A 17477-nucleotide genomic window follows, 5' to 3' on the forward strand; every position below is an offset into this window, starting at 1 on the left:
TCAGCTCAAACCTTGATCTTCGTGCGGTGGCTGCCAATGCAAATTCCAGCCGCCGTGCACACTGCCACTCAAGCCCGGCACACCGGCCACCGCCAGCAATTGCCCGGCGCGAAAGACCAGCGGCAATCTGCCACGGACGAAGGCCGGAATCCCCCGTTCATTGAGCAAACGCTTGAGATCGCGGTGCCCACGCTCGGGCAGGTGCATGACCTCACCTCCTTCACGATAGCGGATTTGCAGCGGGCCATCGGGGCTCTGGCCGGTGAACGTCACCACTCCGTTATCCGGCAAATTCATCGCCACTGAAGGATCAGTCCACTCGACCGCAGAGGACGGACGGCCAAGCCAGCAGCCCGATAGCCACCAGATCCGCCCGCCGGACCGATGCAATTCACCCTGCCCCAGCCGCCAGACCGGACACGCATCACCAGTCGCATCGCGCAAAATTGCCCAACCCGACCAATGGTCGCTATCCGGCATCGGCGTGAGCGCGGCAAGCCAGTGGCTCAGGGCATTGCGCTGGCGCGCGGCGGACAGTGCGGCAAGCGCTTCCAACTCCAGAGACGGTAAACCCAGCCAATCGAAATCGCTGACCGAACTGGCGCTGGCCAGGTCAATGTTCGCCAACTCATCGAGCAAGCCCTGTGCTTCTCTCAAGTGCGCAGCGCTGCGCGCCATCGTTGTCACCGCTTGCGGCCAGCGCTCGGTCAATACCGGGAACACCTGATGCCGCAGGTAATTGCGCGAGAACTGCCGATCCAGATTCGAAGGGTCCTCGATCCAGCTCAGTCGATGCTCGGTCGCGTAAGCCTCAAGCTCGGCGCGTGTCACATCCAGCAACGGACGGACAAGATGCCCGCGACCCAGGACGCGTTCGCGAGGCATCCCCGACAAACCTCTCACCCCTGCCCCGCGTAACAGCCGGAACAACAGGGTTTCCGCCTGATCGTCACGATGCTGAGCGGTCAGCAGCACCTCATTGGCTTGAGTAGCCCCCTGGAACGCGCCATATCGCGCCTCCCGCGCGGCGCGCTCGAGACTGGCACCGTGTTGAACCTGAACATGAACCACCTGTAACGACACCCCCAAGGCATCACAGACTGACTGGCAATGTTGCGGCCACGCATCAGCCGCAGCCTGAAGGCCGTGGTGGACATGGAGGGCGCTGAGCGCCGGCAGGGATTGAGATTTGGCGAGATGGGCGAGCAGGTGCAGCAGGACAGTAGAGTCGAGGCCGCCGGAGAAGGCGATGCGCCAGGCCAGGGCGTTGCGCCAAGGGGCTAGATTCAGCAGCAGCCGGGAAGGCAAATCATTTGAGGGCTGATCCATATCTATCCCTTTGCACAAATCAAATGTGGGAGCGAGCCTGCTCGCGATTGCGGTTTAACGGCCAACTGATTCGTTGAATGTTAAACCCTCATCGCGAGCAGGCTCGCTCCCACATGGGTATTGCGCGCTCGGCTTAGAGACCGTAGCTCATCAGACGCTCGTAACGACGGGCCAGCAGCGCTTCGTTGTCGAACTTCTTCAACATAGCCAGTTGCGAGCTCAGCTCGGCACGGATCGATGCAGCAGCGGCGGCTGGGTCGCGGTGCGCACCGCCCAGAGGTTCGCCGATCACTTTGTCCACGATGCCCAGGCCTTTCAGGCGTTCGGCGGTGATGCCCATCGCTTCCGCTGCATCCGGCGCCTTCTCTGCGGTTTTCCACAGAATCGAGGCGCAACCTTCCGGCGAGATCACCGCGTAGGTCGAATACTGCAGCATGTTCAGCTGGTCGCAAACGCCGATCGCCAGAGCGCCACCAGAACCACCTTCACCGATCACGGTGGCGATGATTGGGGTTTTCAGGCGAGCCATGACGCGCAGGTTCCAGGCAATCGCTTCGCTCTGGTTGCGCTCTTCAGCGTCGATACCAGGATAGGCACCCGGGGTGTCGATGAAGGTCAGGATCGGCATTTTGAAGCGCTCAGCCATTTCCATCAGGCGGCACGCCTTGCGGTAGCCTTCCGGACGCGGCATGCCGAAGTTGCGGCGGACCTTCTCGCGCACTTCACGGCCTTTCTGGTGACCGATGATCATCACCGGCTGGTCGTCCAGACGGGCAATGCCGCCCACGATTGCAGCGTCGTCGGAAAAGTGACGGTCGCCGTGCAATTCGTCGAACTCGGTGAAAATGTGTTCGATGTAGTCCAGGGTATATGGACGTTTCGGGTGACGCGCCAGACGTGCGATCTGCCAGCTGGTCAGCTTGCCGAAAATGTCTTCGGTCAGCGTGCTGCTTTTGTCCTGCAGGCGGGAGATCTCATCGCCGATATTCAGCGAATTGTCGTTACCGACCAAGCGCAACTCTTCGATCTTGGCTTGCAGGTCGGCGATCGGCTGTTCGAAATCTAGAAAATTCGGGTTCATAGGCGTCCGTCTTGGGTCGACGTCCAAGTGAGCTTGGGCCGGCCGGTTGTCTATTCGCGCCCTACCTTAAGGGACAGGCGCGTTCAGGTCGAGATTAAAAATTCAGGTCGAGATCAGGACTGCTCCTTTTCGTAAGAGCGGCACCTGACCGTCAACGGTATTGGAGGAAGACGTTGTCTCGCCCGAACTGGTCACGCAAGGCTTGAATCAACGCATCCGCCGGATCGATTCGCCAGGTCTCGCCGAACTGCAGCAAGGCCTTCGCATCGGGGCTCGTGTACTCCATGGTGATCGGGCACGCACCGCGGTGACGCTTGAACAGCTCACCCAGCCAGCGTAGCTGATCGCCCTTCAAATCCTTGGTCTGCAGCTTCAGGCGCAAGCTTTCGGCGAGGTTGGTGCGCGCATCTTCCATGCTCATCACCCGCTTGACCCGCAGGCGCAAGCCACCGGAAAAGTCGTCGTTGCTGACCTCGCCCTCGACCACCACCATCGCATCGGTCTGCAACAGCGATTGCGCCGAATGGAACGCGTCGGCGAACAGCGAAGCTTCGATTCGCCCGGAGCGGTCATCAAGGGTGATGAACCCCATCTTGTCGCCCTTTTTGTTCTTCATCACCCGCAGGGCGATGATCATCCCCGCGACAGTCTGTGTATCGCGAGCCGGCTTCAGGTCAATGATGCGCTGACGGGCGAAGCGGCGGATTTCGCCTTCGTATTCGTCGATCGGGTGACCGGTCAGGTACAGGCCCAGGGTGTCTTTCTCCCCTTTCAGGCGTTCCTTGAGCGTCAACTCCTTGGCCTTGCGGTGACTGGCGTAGACGTCGGCGTCTTCCTCGACAAACAGCCCGCCAAACAGGTCGGCATGGCCGCTGTCGTGGGTGCGAGCGGTTTGTTCGGCGGCCTTGATCGCCCCTTCCATTGCAGTCAGCAGAATCGCGCGGTTCTGATCGATGCTGGCTTGATAGGCTTTGGGTTCGTCGTGGAAGCACGGGCCCAGACGATCAAGTGCGCCGCTACGAATCAAACCGTCCAGCGTGCGCTTGTTGATCCGCTTGAGGTCGACACGGGCGCAGAAATCGAACAGGTCCTTGAACGGCCCGTCCTGACGCGCTTCGGTGATCGCCTCGACCGGCCCTTCACCCACACCCTTGATCGCGCCGAGGCCGTAAATGATGCGACCTTCGTCGTTCACCGTGAACTTGAACTCCGAGGTATTCACATCCGGCGCGTCGAGACGCAGCTTCATGGTGCGAATTTCTTCGATCAAGGTCACGACCTTGTCGGTGTTGTGCATATCCGCAGAAAGCACCGCGGCCATGAACGGCGCCGGGTAGTGCGTTTTCAGCCATGCCGTCTGGTACGACACCAGGCCGTAAGCGGCGGAGTGGGACTTGTTGAAGCCGTAACCGGCGAATTTCTCTACCAGGTCGAAAATGTTACCGGCAAGGTCGGCGTCGATATTGTTGGTCGCGCACCCTTCAATGAAACCGCCGCGCTGCTTGGCCATTTCTTCCGGTTTTTTCTTACCCATGGCTCGACGCAGCATGTCCGCGCCGCCGAGGGTGTAGCCGGCCATGACCTGGGCAATCTGCATCACCTGTTCCTGATACAGGATGATGCCGTAAGTCGGTGCCAGAACCGGCTTGAGGCCTTCGTACTGGTAGTCCGAGTGCGGGTACGCGAGTTCGGCGCGACCGTGCTTACGGTTGATGAAGTCGTCCACCATGCCCGATTGCAACGGGCCCGGACGGAACAGGGCCACCAGTGCAATCAAGTCTTCCAGGCAGTCGGGCTTGAGCTTTTTGATCAGCTCTTTCATGCCGCGCGACTCGAGCTGGAACACCGCGGTTGTTTCAGCTTTTTGCAGCAGTTGATAAGTCGGTTTGTCATCCAGCGGGATGAACGCGATGTCCAGTGGCGGCTCATCCACCTTGGCGCGATCGCGGTTAATGGTTTTGAGTGCCCAGTCGATGACCGTCAGGGTCCGCAGCCCGAGGAAGTCGAACTTCACCAGACCGGCAGCCTCAACGTCGTCCTTGTCGAATTGGGTCACCAGGCCGTCACCGGCCTCATCGCAATAAATCGGCGAGAAGTCCGTCAGCTTGGTCGGCGCGATAACCACGCCACCGGCGTGTTTACCGACGTTACGCACCACGCCTTCCAGCTTGCGCGCCATTTCCCAGATTTCGGCGGCTTCTTCATCGACCTTGATGAAGTCACGCAGGATCTCTTCCTGCTCATAGGCCTTTTCCAGGGTCATGCCGACTTCGAACGGAATCATCTTCGACAGACGATCCGCCAACCCGTAGGACTTGCCCTGCACCCGCGCCACGTCTCGGACCACAGCCTTGGCGGCCATGGAACCGAAGGTGATGATCTGGCTTACCGCGTTGCGACCGTATTTCTCGGCCACGTAGTCGATCACGCGGTCGCGACCGTCCATGCAGAAGTCGACGTCGAAGTCGGGCATGGATACCCGTTCCGGGTTAAGGAAACGTTCGAAGAGCAGGTCATATTCGAGCGGGTCGAGGTCGGTGATCTTCTGCACATAGGCCACCAGCGAGCCGGCACCCGACCCCCGGCCAGGACCCACCGGCACGCCATTGCTCTTGGCCCACTGGATAAAGTCCATCACGATCAGGAAGTAACCGGGGAAGCCCATCTGGATGATGATATCCAGTTCGAAATTCAGCCGGTCAACGTAGACCTGACGTTTGGCTTCGTAGTCTTCGGTGGTGTCTTTGGGCAGCAGAACGCTGAGACGATCTTCCAGACCATCGAACGAAACCTTGCGGAAATACTCGTCGATGGTCATGCCATCAGGGATCGGGAAGTTGGGCAGGAAGTGAGTGCCCAGCTTCACTTCGATGTTGCAGCGCTTGGCGATCTCGACGGTGTTTTCCAGCGCCTCGGGAATGTCGCTGAACAGCTCGGCCATTTCCTCGGCGCTTTTGAGGTATTGCTGATCGCTGTAGTTCTTCGAACGCCGCGGATCGTCGAGGGCGCGGCCCTCACCGATGCACACGCGGGTTTCGTGAGCGGCAAAGTCTTCCTGCTTGATGAAGCGCACATCGTTGGTCGCCACCAGCGGCGCACCAATCTTCGCGGCCAGGGCCACGGCGCCGTGCAACTGTTCTTCATCGTTGGGGCGATTGGTGCGCTGGATCTCCAGGTAGAAACGATCCGGGAACACCGCCATCCATTCGCGCGCCAGGTTTTCCGCTTCAGCCGGATTGCCGCTGAGCATGGCCAGACCGATCTCGCCTTCCTTTGCCGCCGACAGCATGATCAAGCCTTCACTGGCTTCGGCCACCCATTCGCGCTCGATGATGACCGAGCCATTGCGTTGGCCATCGATGAAGCCACGGGAGATCAGTTCGGTGAGATTGCGGTAGCCGACCGCGTTCATCGCCAACAGGCTGATCCGGCTCAGAGCATTGTCCGGATCCTTGTTCGACAGCCACAGGTCGGCGCCGCAAATCGGCTTGATGCCGGCGCCCATGGCTGCTTTGTAGAATTTGACCAGGGAACACATGTTGTTCTGGTCGGTGACCGCTACGGCGGGCATGTTCATGCCGACCAGGGTCTTGACCAGCGGTTTGATCCGCACCAGACCGTCGACCAGGGAGTATTCAGTGTGCAGGCGTAGATGAACGAATGAAGCCGGCATAGTGATCCTGCGTTAAGTCATGAAAACAACAAGGCCCGGATTGTACCGGGCCTTGGCAAAAACATCAGCCTTGCGACTAACTCTCGATCAGGTTTTCACGAGCTTCGTACGCCAGGCGCACCGGGGCGAACGAACGACGGTGAATCGGCGTCGGCCCCAGTCGGGCCAGCGCTTCCAGATGAACGGGCGTCGGGTAGCCTTTATGACCGCCGATCCCGTAACCCGGGTAAATCAGTTCGAACGCCGCCATTTCACGGTCGCGGCTGACCTTGGCCAGAATCGATGCCGCCGCGATGGCCGGGACCTTGCCGTCGCCCTGCACCACCGCTTCGGCGCGCATGGACAGTTTCGGGCAACGGTTGCCATCGATCATCGCCAGCTTGGGCTGAATGTGCAGGCCTTCGATAGCGCGCTGCATGGCCAGCATGGTGGCGTGGAGGATATTCAACTCGTCGATTTCTTCGACTTCGGCCCGGGCGATGCACCAGCTCAGGGCTTTTTCGCAGATCTCGTCGTAGAGCTTTTCGCGGCGGGCTTCGGTGAGCTTCTTCGAATCGTTCAAGCCGAGGATCGGCCGATTCGGATCGAGAATCACCGCAGCCGTGACCACGGCACCGCAGAGCGGACCGCGACCGACTTCGTCGACACCGGCAACCAAATCTTCCACTTCAGCGACCAAGGTGAAATCCAGCCCCATCTGCATACTTGTCTTACTCATTGTACTTGGCCGATCAGTTTCAGCACTGCGTCCGCAGCCTGGTTGGAGGCATCCAGACGCAAGGTCCGGTGAATTTCGTCGAAGCCACGCGTCTGCTCTTCACCGCCGTCGATCAATGGCGAAAGGGTCTGGGCCAACGCCTCGACCGTCGCGTCGTCCTGCAACAACTCGGGTACCAACAGACGCTGGGCCAGCAAGTTCGGTAGGGAAACGTAAGGGCTTTTGACCATGCGCTTGAGAATCCAGAACGTCAGCGGCGCCAGTCGATAGGCAACCACCATCGGCCGCTTGTACAACAACGCTTCAAGGGTCGCGGTTCCGGAGGCGATCAACACCGCATCGCAGGCGGCCAGGGCCAGATGGGATTTGCCGTCAAGCAAGGTCAATGGCAGATCGCGGCCGACCAGCAACGCTTCAAGTTGCGCGCGGCGTTCTGGACTGGCGCACGGCATGACGAACCGTACGCCGGGACGCATCGCACGCAGGCGCTGGGCGGTATCGAGGAACAACGCACCGAGACGGCCAACCTCACCGCCACGGCTGCCCGGCATCAACGCGACCAGCGGCCCGTCCGGCAGACCGAGTTCTGCCCGTGCGGCGGTGCGATCGGCTTGCAGCGGGATGGCGTCGGCGAGCGAATGCCCGACAAACCGCACCGGCACGCCCTTCTCTTCGTAGAATTTCGCTTCGAAAGGAAACAGCGTCAGCATCAGGTCGCAACCTTCGCGAATCTTCAGCACCCGCTTCTGCCGCCAGGCCCAGACCGACGGGCTGACGTAATGCACGGTCTTGATCCCGGCCTGACGCAGCTTGAATTCGATATTGAGGTTGAAATCCGGGGCATCGATACCGATGAACACATCCGGTTTTTCGGCGATCAGGTCGGCGATCAGCTGCTTGCGACGCTTGAGCAGCTCGCGAAGCCGACCCAGCACTTCCACCAGCCCCATGACCGAAAGCCGTTCCATCGGGAAATACGAGATCAGGCCTTCGGCCTGCATCAGCGGACCACCGACACCGATGAATTCCACGGCCGGATGCCGAGCTTTGAGTGCGCGCATGAGACCGGCGCCCAGAATGTCACCGGAAGCCTCACCCGCCACCAGTGCAATACGCAGATTGGCCATGATTAACGAGTGATGCCGCGGGTCGAAGACTGGATGGAATCACGGAACACCGCGACTTCCGGGAACTGATCCGAAGGCTCGGCCAGTTCGGCGAGCGCCTGCTCGACCGTCAGGCCCTGGCGGTAAACCACCTTGTAGGCACGACGCAGGGCATGGATCGCGTCTTCGCTGAAACCGCGACGGCGCATGCCTTCGAAGTTCATGCTGCGGGCTTCGGCCGGGTTGCCGAACACCGTGACATAGGCGGGAACGTCCTTGCCAATGGCGGTGCCCATGCCGGAAAAGCTGTGGGCGCCAATGTGGCAATACTGGTGAACCAGGGTAAAACCGGACAGGATCGCCCAGTCTTCGACGTGCACATGACCTGCCAACGCGGTGTTGTTGACCAGGATGCAGTGATTGCCGATAACGCTGTCGTGGCCGATGTGGGCATAGGCCATGATCAGGTTGTGATCACCCAGTGTCGTTTCCGAGCGGTCCTGGATGGTCCCGCGGTGAATCGTCACGCCTTCACGGATGACGTTGTGGTCACCGATGACCAGGCGGGTTTCTTCACCTTTGTATTTCAAATCGGGCGTGTCCTCACCTACCGAAGAAAACTGGTAGATGCGGTTGTGCTTACCGATTCGGGTCGGGCCTTTGAGAATTACATGCGGCCCGATCACCGTACCCTCGCCGATTTCCACACCTGCGCCGACGATCGACCAAGGGCCGACCTCAACGTCGTCGGCCAGAATGGCCGTCGGATCGATGATTGCGCGAGGGTCAATCAAACTCATAGTTTGCGTTCCGCGCAGATGATTTCAGCGGAGCAGACTGGCTTGCCATCGACCGAAGCCTGGCACTCGAACTTCCAGATCTGACGCTTGCAGCTGATGAAGCGGGCTTCAAGGATCAACTGATCGCCTGGGGTGACGGGCTGGCGAAAACGCAGCTTGTCGGAGCCGACGAAGTAGTAAAGCGTGCCGTCGGCGGGCTTCACATCGAGCATTTTGAAGCCAAGGATACCGGCAGCCTGAGCCATCGCTTCGATGATCAACACGCCCGGCATGATTGGATGCGCAGGAAAGTGACCATTGAAGAACGGTTCGTTGATGCTGACATTCTTGTAGGCGCGAATGCGCTTGCCTTCCACATCCAGTTCCACGACTCGGTCCACCAGCAGGAACGGGTAACGGTGGGGCAGGTATTCGCGAATCTCGTTGATGTCCATCATTTCGGGGGGAAGCCTATGTAAAGATTGGAAGCGCGCGACTGACGCGCGCCCCTCTAGCAAATCAAGGAGGCAGTCTAGCGGCTGTGCACACTTGATATGGAAATGGTATCAGCCATCTGATGAAGCATTACCGTCAGGGGTCACTTCCCCCACACGCTTTTCCAGCTGTCGCAAACGTCGCGCGATGTCATCGAGCTGACGGATACGGGCCGCGCTTTTGCGCCATTCGGCCGCTGGTTGCATCGCCGTACCGGAAGAATAGGAACCCTTTTCGGTAATCGAGTGGGTCACCATGGTCATCCCGGTGATAAAAACGTTGTCGCAAATTTCGATATGCCCCACCAGCCCAACGCCACCAGCGAGCATGCAATGCTTGCCGATTTTGGTGCTGCCGGATATCCCGACGCACGCCGCCATCGCGGTGTGATCACCCACTTGCACGTTGTGGGCGATCTGAATCTGGTTATCGAGCTTCACGCCATTACCCAGAACGGTATCGGCCAGTGCGCCACGGTCGATAGCGGTATTCACGCCAATTTCCACGTCATCACCGACCAGAACGCCGCCAATCTGCGCGATTTTCTGCCAGACACCTTTTTCGTTGGCAAAACCGAAACCTTCGCCACCGAGCACGGCACCGGACTGAATCACCACCCGCTTTCCGATACGAACGTCGTGGTACAGCGTGACCCGTGGAGCCAGCCAGCCGCCCTCGCCAATTTCGCAACGAGCACCAATGAAGCAATGGGCACCGATGGTCACACCTGCAGCAATACGCGCCTGGCTTTCGATTACGGCAAAAGCACCGATGCTCGCCGCCGGATCAACCACTGCGTCCATTGCCACGACGGCTGTCGGGTGAATACCGGCAGGCGCCTTGGGCTTGGGATCGAACAGATGGGAAATTCGCGCGTATGCCAGATACGGATCAGGCACCACCAGGGCATCGCCGACAAAACCTTCTGCGTCAGCGGCCTTCAACAACAGGGCTGCGGCCCGGCAGTCCACCAGGTATTTACGGTATTGGGGATTTGCCAGAAAGCTCAACTGAGCTGGGCCAGCCTCTTGCAAAGTGGCTAGCCCAGTAATTTCTTTCTCCGGGTCGCCACGTAGCGTGGCGCCAAGGAACTCGGCCAACTGGCCGAGCTTTATAGTCGCTGTCATGGATTATTTCAGCTGATTCATGCGCTCGATAACCTGGCGAGTGATGTCGTACTGAGGTTTGACATCAATCACTGCGCCACGCTCGAAGACCAGGTCAAAAGCACCTTTCTTGATGACTTCTTCCACAGCGCTGTCCAGTTTCGGCTTGAGCTGCTTCAGCATTTCACGGTCGGCAACGGCTTTGGCTTCGTTCAGCTCCTTGGACTGGAACTGGAAATCACGGGCCTTTTGCTTGAACTCGAGTTCAAGGCGTTCACGTTCGCCTTGCTGCATCTTGTCGCCACCGGCCAGCAGACGGTCCTGAATGCCTTTGGCACTGCTTTCCAGAGTCTTGAGCTTGGTCAGTTGCGGGCCAAACTTCTTTTCGGCATCCACGGCGTATTTCTTGGCCGCATCGGATTCCAGCAGCGCCATCTGATAGTTCAGAACGGCGATTTTCATGTCGGCAAAAGCCGGCCCTGCTACCAATACGGTTGCCAGGAGAACCAATTGAGTCAACTTACGCACGATGCACTCCTACAAAATCCATTGTCGTTATCTTGGGTCAGACGCTTAGAACGTCTGGCCGAGGGAGAATTGGAACACTTGAGTCTCGGCATTGCTGTCCGGCTTCTTGACTGGCATCGCCAAGGCGAAGCTCAACGGACCAAGGGCGGTAACCCAAGTCACACCGACGCCCACCGAACTGGCCATATTGCTCAAGCTGACGTCATTACACTGAGTGTTGGACTTCGAGCCATCGGCGTTCGTGCTCTGCTTGCAAGTCGAATCGAACACGTTACCTACGTCCCAGAATACCGAAGTGCGCAAGGAACGCTGATCTTTCACGAACGGCATCGGGAACAGAACTTCTACACCACCTTGAATCAGAACGTTACCACCAAACGGCAGTGGGTCCTGGTCCGGGTCGACTGCGGTGCCCGGGTTCACGCCACGGCTCGGCGTACTACGAGGACCCAGGGTGCTGTCCTTGAAGCCACGAACCGAGTTGAAACCACCAGCATAGTAGTTTTCATAGAACGGCAAGCCGTCGGTCGAACCATAACCATCGCCGTAACCCAGCTCGGTGTGGAGGCGCATGGTGTAGTTTTCGGACAGTGGCTGGAACAACTGACCACGGTAGTCGAGTTTGAAGAACGACAAGTCGCTGCCCGGCGTCGTGGCTTCCGCGGTCAAGCTCTGGGAGTGACCACGTGTTGCCAGTACACCTTTGTTCAAGGTGGATTCAGACCAACCGGCCGAAGCCTTGAAGTTGAGGTACTGATCACCTTGCTGGTTAACGAAGTCGAAGATTTCGTCGACGGTGTAAAGGCCAGTCTTGATCTTGTCTTGTTGCGCAGACAAACCAAACGTCAGACGCGACGTCTCGCTGATCGGGTAACCGACGCTGACACCTGCACCCAGGCTGTCTACGGCGTAGCTGGCTACGTTGACATCGAGGTCTTTGTAGTCGGTGGTGCGATAGAACGCGTTGTAACCCAGGCTGACGCCATCGGCAGTCCAGTACGGGTCGACATAACCGAAGTTATAACGGCTTTGGTATTGGCTGCGGGTCAAGCCGATGCTGACCTTGTTACCCGTACCGAGGAAGTTGTTCTGGGTGATCGAGCCGCCGAGGATCAGACCGGCGCTCTGGGCAAAACCGACGCTGGCAGTGATCGAACCGGAAGCTTGCTCTTCAACGGCGTAGTTCACGTCAACCTGGTCATCAACGCCCGGTACGGCCGGGGTTTCGACGTTGACTTCCTTGAAGAAGCCCAAGCGTTCAAGACGGGTCTTGGATTGGTCGATCAGGTAGGTCGAAGCCCAGCCGCCTTCCATCTGACGCATTTCGCGACGCAGCACTTCGTCTTCGGACTTGGTGTTGCCACGGAAGTTGATACGGTTGACGTAAGCACGCTTGCCCGGATCGACAGCGAAAGTGATGTCAACTGTGTGGTCTTCATCGTGAGGCTGAGGCACGCCGCTGACGTTGGCGAAAGTGTAGCCCTCGTTACCCAGACGACGGGTGATCAGTTCGGACGTGGTGGTCATCAGCTTGCGCGAGAACACCTGGCCTTTCTGAACCAGCAACAGCGACTTGACCTGGTCTTCAGGGACTTTCAGGTCGCCGCTCAGCTTGACGTCACGAACGGTGTATTTCTCGCCTTCGTTGACGTTGACAGTGATATAGACGTGTTTCTTGTCCGGAGTGATCGACACCTGGGTCGAAGCGATATCCATGTTGATATAGCCACGGTCCAGGTAGTAGGAGCGCAGACGCTCCAGGTCACCGGAGAGTTTTTCACGAGCGTACTTGTCGTCGTTCTTGAAGAACGACAGCCAGTTGGTGGTCTTGAGTTCGAACAAGTCGATCAGGTCTTCATCAGGGAAGACCGTGTTACCCACCACGTTGATGTGCTGGATAGCAGCAACGGTGCCTTCGTTGATGTTGACCTTCAAGGCAACGCGGTTACGCGGCTGCGGCACCACTTCGGTGTCGACGGTGGCCGAGTAGCGACCCTGGGCGACGTATTGGCGCTGCAGCTCGTTACGGACACCTTCAAGGGTGGCTCGCTGGAAGATCTCGCCTTCGGCCAGACCGGATTGTTTGAGGCCCTTCATCAGGTCTTCAGTGGAGATCGCCTTGTTACCGTCGATCTCGATACTGGCGACCGACGGACGCTCGACTACAGTGATGACCAGGACGTTACCTTCACGGCCCAGCTGGATATCTTGAAAGAACCCGGTTTTGAACAGCGCACGAGTGGATTCCACCAGGCGACGATCATCCGCCTGTTCACCGACGTTTAACGGCAAAGCACCAAAGACGCTACCCGCGGAGACCCGCTGGAGGCCATTGACGCGAATATCAGAGATAGTGAAGGACTCGGCGTGAACTTCGGCGATCATCAATACGGTGAGAACCGCAGTTAGCAGCAGACGTTTCATGAAGTCCTTTCTTATTCCAACTGGCAATAAACAAACTGCCGCAAAATGCGGCAGATTCGCAATTCAGCGAAGTGTTACAGACGGCCCAAATCATTGACCAGAGCAAGCAACATCACCCCGACCACTAAGCTGATACCGATCTGTATCCCCCAACCCTGCACCCGATCCGACAAGGGACGACCACGCGCCCACTCGATCAGATAAAACAACAAATGCCCCCCATCCAGTACAGGAATAGGCAACAAATTCAGAACCCCCAGGCTAATACTCAGATAAGCAAGGAAATTCAGGAAATCAGCGACACCCGACTGGGCAGAAGCGCCCGCCACTTTAGCAATGGTTATCGGTCCACTCAAGTTTTTTACCGAGAGCTCACCGAACAACATTTTCTTGAGTGAATCGAGGGTCAGTACGCTCATGGTCCAGGTACGTCGAGCCCCCTCCCCAATCGCGGCCACAGGACCGAAGCTGACTTCGCGGATCATCTCTGGTGGCCAATCGACTGCTTTCACCCCGGCCCCCATATAACCGGTGGGCGCCTTGCTCTCGCCGCGAGCGGCCAGAGTCACTGGGACGTCGATTTGAGCACCATCGCGCTCGACGCGCAGCATGATTTTGGTATCAGGATGCATACGCACCGTATCAACCACTTGCTGCCAGTCATCGAGCGCCTTGCCATCAAGACTCAGCAACCGATCACCGGTTTTCAGGCCCGCTGCCTGCGCCGGTCCTTTCGGATCCAGCTCGGCCAACACCGGCGGCAACGCCGGACGCCAAGGACGAATACCCAACGAGCGGATGGGATCCGGCTCGTCTGCGCCCTTGAGCCATTTATTCAGCATCAGCTCACGAGGCGAATCCGCCGTGGAGCCCTGCTCGCGCACCAATAATTGAAGAGAACCGCTTTCGCCCAGACGACGAACCAGTTGCAGATTCACCGCAGCCCAGCCGGAAGTCGGCTCGCCGTCGATGGCAATGATTTCCTGACCCGCGCTCAAACCGGCCTGAGCGGCAATGCTGCCTGACTCGACCGCGCCAATGACCGGACGCACCTGCTGGCTGCCGAGCATGGCCAGCACCCAGAAAAACACCATTGCCAGCAAGAAGTTGGCAATCGGCCCCGCCGCTACGATGGCGATACGTTGACGGACGGATTTGCGATTGAAAGCTTGATCGAGCTGGTCGGCCGGCACTTCGCCTTCGCGCTCGTCGAGCATCTTGACGTAGCCGCCCAGAGGAATGGCGGCCAACACGAACTCAGTGCCCTTCTTGTCGTGCCAGCGCAGCAGTGGCAGGCCAAAACCCACGGAGAAACGCAGCACTTTGACCCCACAGCGACGCGCGACCCAGAAATGGCCGAACTCGTGGAAGGTGACCAGCACGCCCAAAGCTACCAGGGTGCCGACAATCATATAGAGCGCGCTCATCTACTTTCTCCGCAATCCTATCCAGTGCTGCATGGGGCAACGTATTTCAGCACTTACCGCCCGTGACGACTCAACCATTGCCCGGCGAGTTCTCGCGCTTTCGCGTCCGCCGTGAACACTGCCTCGAGATCATTCACCGCCACAACAGGTTCGAGGTTCAACACTTCTTCGATGATACTCGCGATTTCCGGATAGCGAACCCGTCCGTCGAGAAACGCCGCCACAGCTACTTCATTGGCGGCATTAAGCATGGCCGGCGCGCTGTTGCCAGCCTCGGCCGCCTGACGCGCAAGGCGCAGGCAGGGGAACCGCTCTTCATCGGGGGCCTGGAAGTCCAGGCGAGCGATGGCAAACAGATCCAGCGGCGCTACACCCGAATCGATCCGCTCAGGCCAGGCCAGGGCGTTGGCAATCGGTGTGCGCATGTCCGGGTTGCCCAACTGCGCCAGCACCGAACCATCGATATAGTCGACCAGCGAATGAATCACGCTTTGGGGATGAATGACGACCTCTACCTGGGATGGCTTGGCATCAAACAACCAGCAGGCTTCGATCAATTCGAGCCCTTTGTTCATCATGCTGGCCGAATCAACCGAAATCTTGCGCCCCATGGACCAGTTCGGGTGGGCGCACGCTTGCTCAGGGGTAACGTGTGTCAGTTCGGCCAACGGTGTCTGTCGGAATGGGCCACCAGAAGCTGTCAGCAGAATCCGACGTACACCGACCGCGCCAAGCCCACGGGCGAAATCCTGCGGCATGCACTGGAAAATCGCGTTGTGCTCACTGTCGATCGGCAGCAACACAGAACCGCTTTTGCGCACAGCCTGCATGAACAACGCACCGGACATCACCAGCGCTTCTTTGTTGGCCAGCAGGATCTTCTTGCCCGCCTCGACCGCCGCCAGGGTCGGGCGCAAGCCAGCCGCACCGACGATAGCCGCCATGACCGCATCAACCTCGGGATCGGCAGCGACCTGACACAGGCCTTCCTCCCCTACCAGCACGCGGGTCGACAGACCTGCAGCGCGCAAGTCGTCCTGCAGGGTCCGGGCAACGTCCACTTGCGGCACAACGGCAAATCTCGGCGTGTGACGCACGCACAAGGCCAGCAGCTCACTCAGGCGGGAGAACCCGCTCAAGGCGAAAACCTGATAGCGCTCCGGATGGCGAGCGATCACATCAAGCGTGCTCAGACCAATCGAGCCTGTAGCCCCCAGAACGGTAATCTGTTGCGGGCGGCTCACGGTACAGCCATCCACAACAGCACGGCGAATACCGGGATCGCCGCCGTCAGGCTGTCGATTCGATCCAGCACGCCGCCGTGCCCTGGCAGCAGATTACTGCTGTCCTTGATCCCTGATTGACGCTTGAACATGCTCTCGGTGAGATCACCCACCACCGAGATGAACACGATCACCGCCGCACCGATAAGACCCATCAGTATCTGTACGAAACTCCAGTCACGCGCCACGCCTACGATCGCCGCAAGCACCAGACTCAGCAGCAAGCCACCGTACACGCCTTCCCAGCTCTTGCCGGGACTGACCTGCGGCGCCAGCTTGCGCTTGCCGAAGGCCCGACCGGAGAAGTACGCGCCGATATCAGCCCCCCAAACGAGCACCATCACTGCCATGATCAGCCAGTTACCCAAAGGCTCCTGCTTGATCTGGACCAGACCTTGCCAGGCCGGCAACAGGATCAACATACCGATCACCAGTTTGCAGGCGGCACTGGCCCAGTGCTCGCTGGAACGCGGGTAAGTCAGCACCAGGTACGTCGCCACACCCCACCAAAGCACCGAAGCGCCCAGCACCCAAGGCGCGAGCCCCGGCAGGATGTGCATGATAACCAGCATGAATGCGACCACAGCCGCGTAGGCGACGCGAACCGGCTGGGCGGTGAAACCTGCCAGGCGAGCCCATTCCCACGCACCGAGGGTCACGACCAGCCCGATGAACAGCGCAAAGCCTGTGCCTTCGAGCAGGAAAAACCCGCACAAAGCGATCGGCAGCAGGATCAGCGCGGTGATGATTCGTTGTTTAAGCATTAAACGCGGGCCCCAGCCTCGACCTGCTCGCTCGTTTTACCGAAGCGGCGCTGGCGAGAAGCGTAATCGGCCAGTGCGTTACGCATGGCGTCGTGTTTGAAGTCCGGCCAGAACAGGTCGGAGAAATACAACTCGGCGTAGGCCAGTTGCCACAGCAGGAAGTTACTGATGCGGTGTTCGCCCCCGGTGCGGATGCACAAGTCCGGCAACGGCAGGTCGCCGGTAGCCAGACAGGTCTGCAACAACTCGGGAGTGATATCCTCCGGGCGCAGATGCCCGGCCTGAACCTCGCGCGCCAGACGCTGCGCAGCTTGCGCAATGTCCCACTGACCGCCGTAGTTGGCGGCGATCTGCAAGACGAAGCGGTTGGTACCGGCGGTCATCGCTTCGGCTTCACGCATGGCAGCCTGAAGCTCGGGATGGAAACGCGAGCGATCACCAATGATGCGCAGACTGATGTTGTTGTCGTTGAGGCGCTTGGCCTCGCGACGCAACGCCTTGAAGAACAAATCCATCAAGGCACTGACTTCATCGGCGGGGCGCTGCCAGTTCTCGCTGGAGAAGGCGAACAGGGTCAACACCTCGACCTTGGCCTCGGCGCACACCTCAATCACCGCACGAACGGCATCCACGCCCGCTTTATGACCGGCGACACCGGGCATAAAGCGTTTTTTCGCCCAGCGATTGTTCCCATCCATGATGATCGCGACATGGCGCGGCACCGCGGACGGTGCAGTCTGCTTAGTCTTTTCCATGAAAACGCG

At 59.0% G+C, this 17477-nt stretch carries 14 protein-coding genes; all 14 read right to left on the reverse strand.

The annotated features are described in order from the left end of the window. A complete protein-coding gene (gene tilS, locus BLQ41_RS29310; protein ID WP_090187798.1) occupies positions 1-1329 on the reverse strand; it encodes a tRNA lysidine(34) synthetase TilS in 1329 nt (442 codons plus the stop codon). Between the two features lie 133 nt (positions 1330-1462). Beyond that, positions 1463-2410, reverse strand: a complete 948-nt coding sequence (locus BLQ41_RS29315) for an acetyl-CoA carboxylase carboxyltransferase subunit alpha (RefSeq protein WP_010462799.1) — start codon at positions 2408-2410, stop codon at positions 1463-1465. A gap of 151 nt (positions 2411-2561) precedes the next feature. After that, positions 2562-6083, reverse strand: a complete 3522-nt coding sequence (gene dnaE, locus BLQ41_RS29320) for a DNA polymerase III subunit alpha (RefSeq protein ID WP_090187801.1) — start codon at positions 6081-6083, stop codon at positions 2562-2564. 76 nt (positions 6084-6159) lie between these two features. Beyond that, positions 6160-6786: a ribonuclease HII gene (rnhB, locus tag BLQ41_RS29325; protein WP_010462803.1), complete on the reverse strand. Its 627-nt coding sequence runs from the start codon at positions 6784-6786 to the stop codon at positions 6160-6162. An 11-nt stretch (positions 6787-6797) separates the two neighbouring features. Next, positions 6798-7928 carry a lipid-A-disaccharide synthase gene (lpxB, locus tag BLQ41_RS29330; protein WP_090187804.1) on the reverse strand — a complete coding sequence of 377 codons (1131 nt, stop codon included), beginning with the start codon at positions 7926-7928 and terminating at the stop codon, positions 6798-6800. A 2-nt stretch (positions 7929-7930) separates the two neighbouring features. Beyond that, on the reverse strand, positions 7931-8707 hold the full coding sequence (lpxA, locus tag BLQ41_RS29335) for an acyl-ACP--UDP-N-acetylglucosamine O-acyltransferase (RefSeq protein WP_090187807.1): 777 nt from the start codon (positions 8705-8707) through the stop codon (positions 7931-7933). Then, complete coding sequence (fabZ, locus tag BLQ41_RS29340; RefSeq protein ID WP_017336708.1) at positions 8704-9144, reverse strand: 3-hydroxyacyl-ACP dehydratase FabZ; 441 nt, start codon at positions 9142-9144, stop codon at positions 8704-8706. Before fabZ ends, lpxA begins: the two co-directional genes overlap by 4 nt. A 108-nt stretch (positions 9145-9252) precedes the next feature. Next, a complete protein-coding gene (gene lpxD, locus BLQ41_RS29345; RefSeq protein ID WP_090187809.1) occupies positions 9253-10308 on the reverse strand; it encodes a UDP-3-O-(3-hydroxymyristoyl)glucosamine N-acyltransferase in 1056 nt (351 codons plus the stop codon). A 3-nt stretch (positions 10309-10311) separates the two neighbouring features. Next, complete coding sequence (locus tag BLQ41_RS29350) at positions 10312-10815, reverse strand: OmpH family outer membrane protein (protein ID WP_090187812.1); 504 nt, start codon at positions 10813-10815, stop codon at positions 10312-10314. Positions 10816-10860: 45 nt separating this feature from the next. Next, positions 10861-13239: an outer membrane protein assembly factor BamA gene (bamA, locus tag BLQ41_RS29355; protein ID WP_090187814.1), complete on the reverse strand. Its 2379-nt coding sequence runs from the start codon at positions 13237-13239 to the stop codon at positions 10861-10863. Positions 13240-13313: 74 nt separating this feature from the next. Next, positions 13314-14666 carry a sigma E protease regulator RseP gene (gene rseP, locus BLQ41_RS29360; protein WP_090187818.1) on the reverse strand — a complete coding sequence of 451 codons (1353 nt, stop codon included), beginning with the start codon at positions 14664-14666 and terminating at the stop codon, positions 13314-13316. 53 nt (positions 14667-14719) lie between these two features. Continuing rightward, the gene (ispC, locus tag BLQ41_RS29365; protein WP_090187821.1) at positions 14720-15910 is read right to left on the reverse strand and encodes a 1-deoxy-D-xylulose-5-phosphate reductoisomerase; all 1191 of its coding nucleotides are present in this window, start codon (positions 15908-15910) and stop codon (positions 14720-14722) included. Further along, the gene (locus BLQ41_RS29370) at positions 15907-16713 is read right to left on the reverse strand and encodes a phosphatidate cytidylyltransferase (protein ID WP_090187824.1); all 807 of its coding nucleotides are present in this window, start codon (positions 16711-16713) and stop codon (positions 15907-15909) included. The genes ispC and BLQ41_RS29370 overlap by 4 nt, the downstream gene beginning before the upstream one ends. Beyond that, on the reverse strand, positions 16713-17468 hold the full coding sequence (uppS, locus tag BLQ41_RS29375) for a polyprenyl diphosphate synthase (RefSeq protein ID WP_090187827.1): 756 nt from the start codon (positions 17466-17468) through the stop codon (positions 16713-16715). Before uppS ends, BLQ41_RS29370 begins: the two co-directional genes overlap by 1 nt. Positions 17469-17477 lie beyond the last annotated feature (9 nt).

Origin of the sequence: Pseudomonas arsenicoxydans, from assembly GCF_900103875.1 — a bacterium.
Lineage (GTDB): Bacteria > Pseudomonadota > Gammaproteobacteria > Pseudomonadales > Pseudomonadaceae > Aquipseudomonas > Aquipseudomonas arsenicoxydans.

Excerpts from the sequence above, each read along its gene's own strand:
- rseP (WP_090187818.1), bottom strand. The coding sequence starts at position 14,666 with ATGAGCGCGCTCTATATGATTGTCGGCACCCTGGTAGCTTTGGGCGTG.
- fabZ (WP_017336708.1), bottom strand. The coding sequence starts at position 9,144 with ATGATGGACATCAACGAGATTCGCGAATACCTGCCCCACCGTTACCCG.
- rnhB (WP_010462803.1), bottom strand. The coding sequence starts at position 6,786 with ATGCAGATGGGGCTGGATTTCACCTTGGTCGCTGAAGTGGAAGATTTG.
- tilS (WP_090187798.1), bottom strand. The coding sequence starts at position 1,329 with ATGGATCAGCCCTCAAATGATTTGCCTTCCCGGCTGCTGCTGAATCTA.
- lpxB (WP_090187804.1), bottom strand. The coding sequence starts at position 7,928 with ATGGCCAATCTGCGTATTGCACTGGTGGCGGGTGAGGCTTCCGGTGAC.
- lpxA (WP_090187807.1), bottom strand. The coding sequence starts at position 8,707 with ATGAGTTTGATTGACCCTCGCGCAATCATCGATCCGACGGCCATTCTG.
- uppS (WP_090187827.1), bottom strand. The coding sequence starts at position 17,468 with ATGGAAAAGACTAAGCAGACTGCACCGTCCGCGGTGCCGCGCCATGTC.
- BLQ41_RS29315 (WP_010462799.1), bottom strand. The coding sequence starts at position 2,410 with ATGAACCCGAATTTTCTAGATTTCGAACAGCCGATCGCCGACCTGCAA.
- bamA (WP_090187814.1), bottom strand. The coding sequence starts at position 13,239 with ATGAAACGTCTGCTGCTAACTGCGGTTCTCACCGTATTGATGATCGCC.
- dnaE (WP_090187801.1), bottom strand. The coding sequence starts at position 6,083 with ATGCCGGCTTCATTCGTTCATCTACGCCTGCACACTGAATACTCCCTG.
- lpxD (WP_090187809.1), bottom strand. The coding sequence starts at position 10,308 with ATGACAGCGACTATAAAGCTCGGCCAGTTGGCCGAGTTCCTTGGCGCC.
- BLQ41_RS29370 (WP_090187824.1), bottom strand. The coding sequence starts at position 16,713 with ATGCTTAAACAACGAATCATCACCGCGCTGATCCTGCTGCCGATCGCT.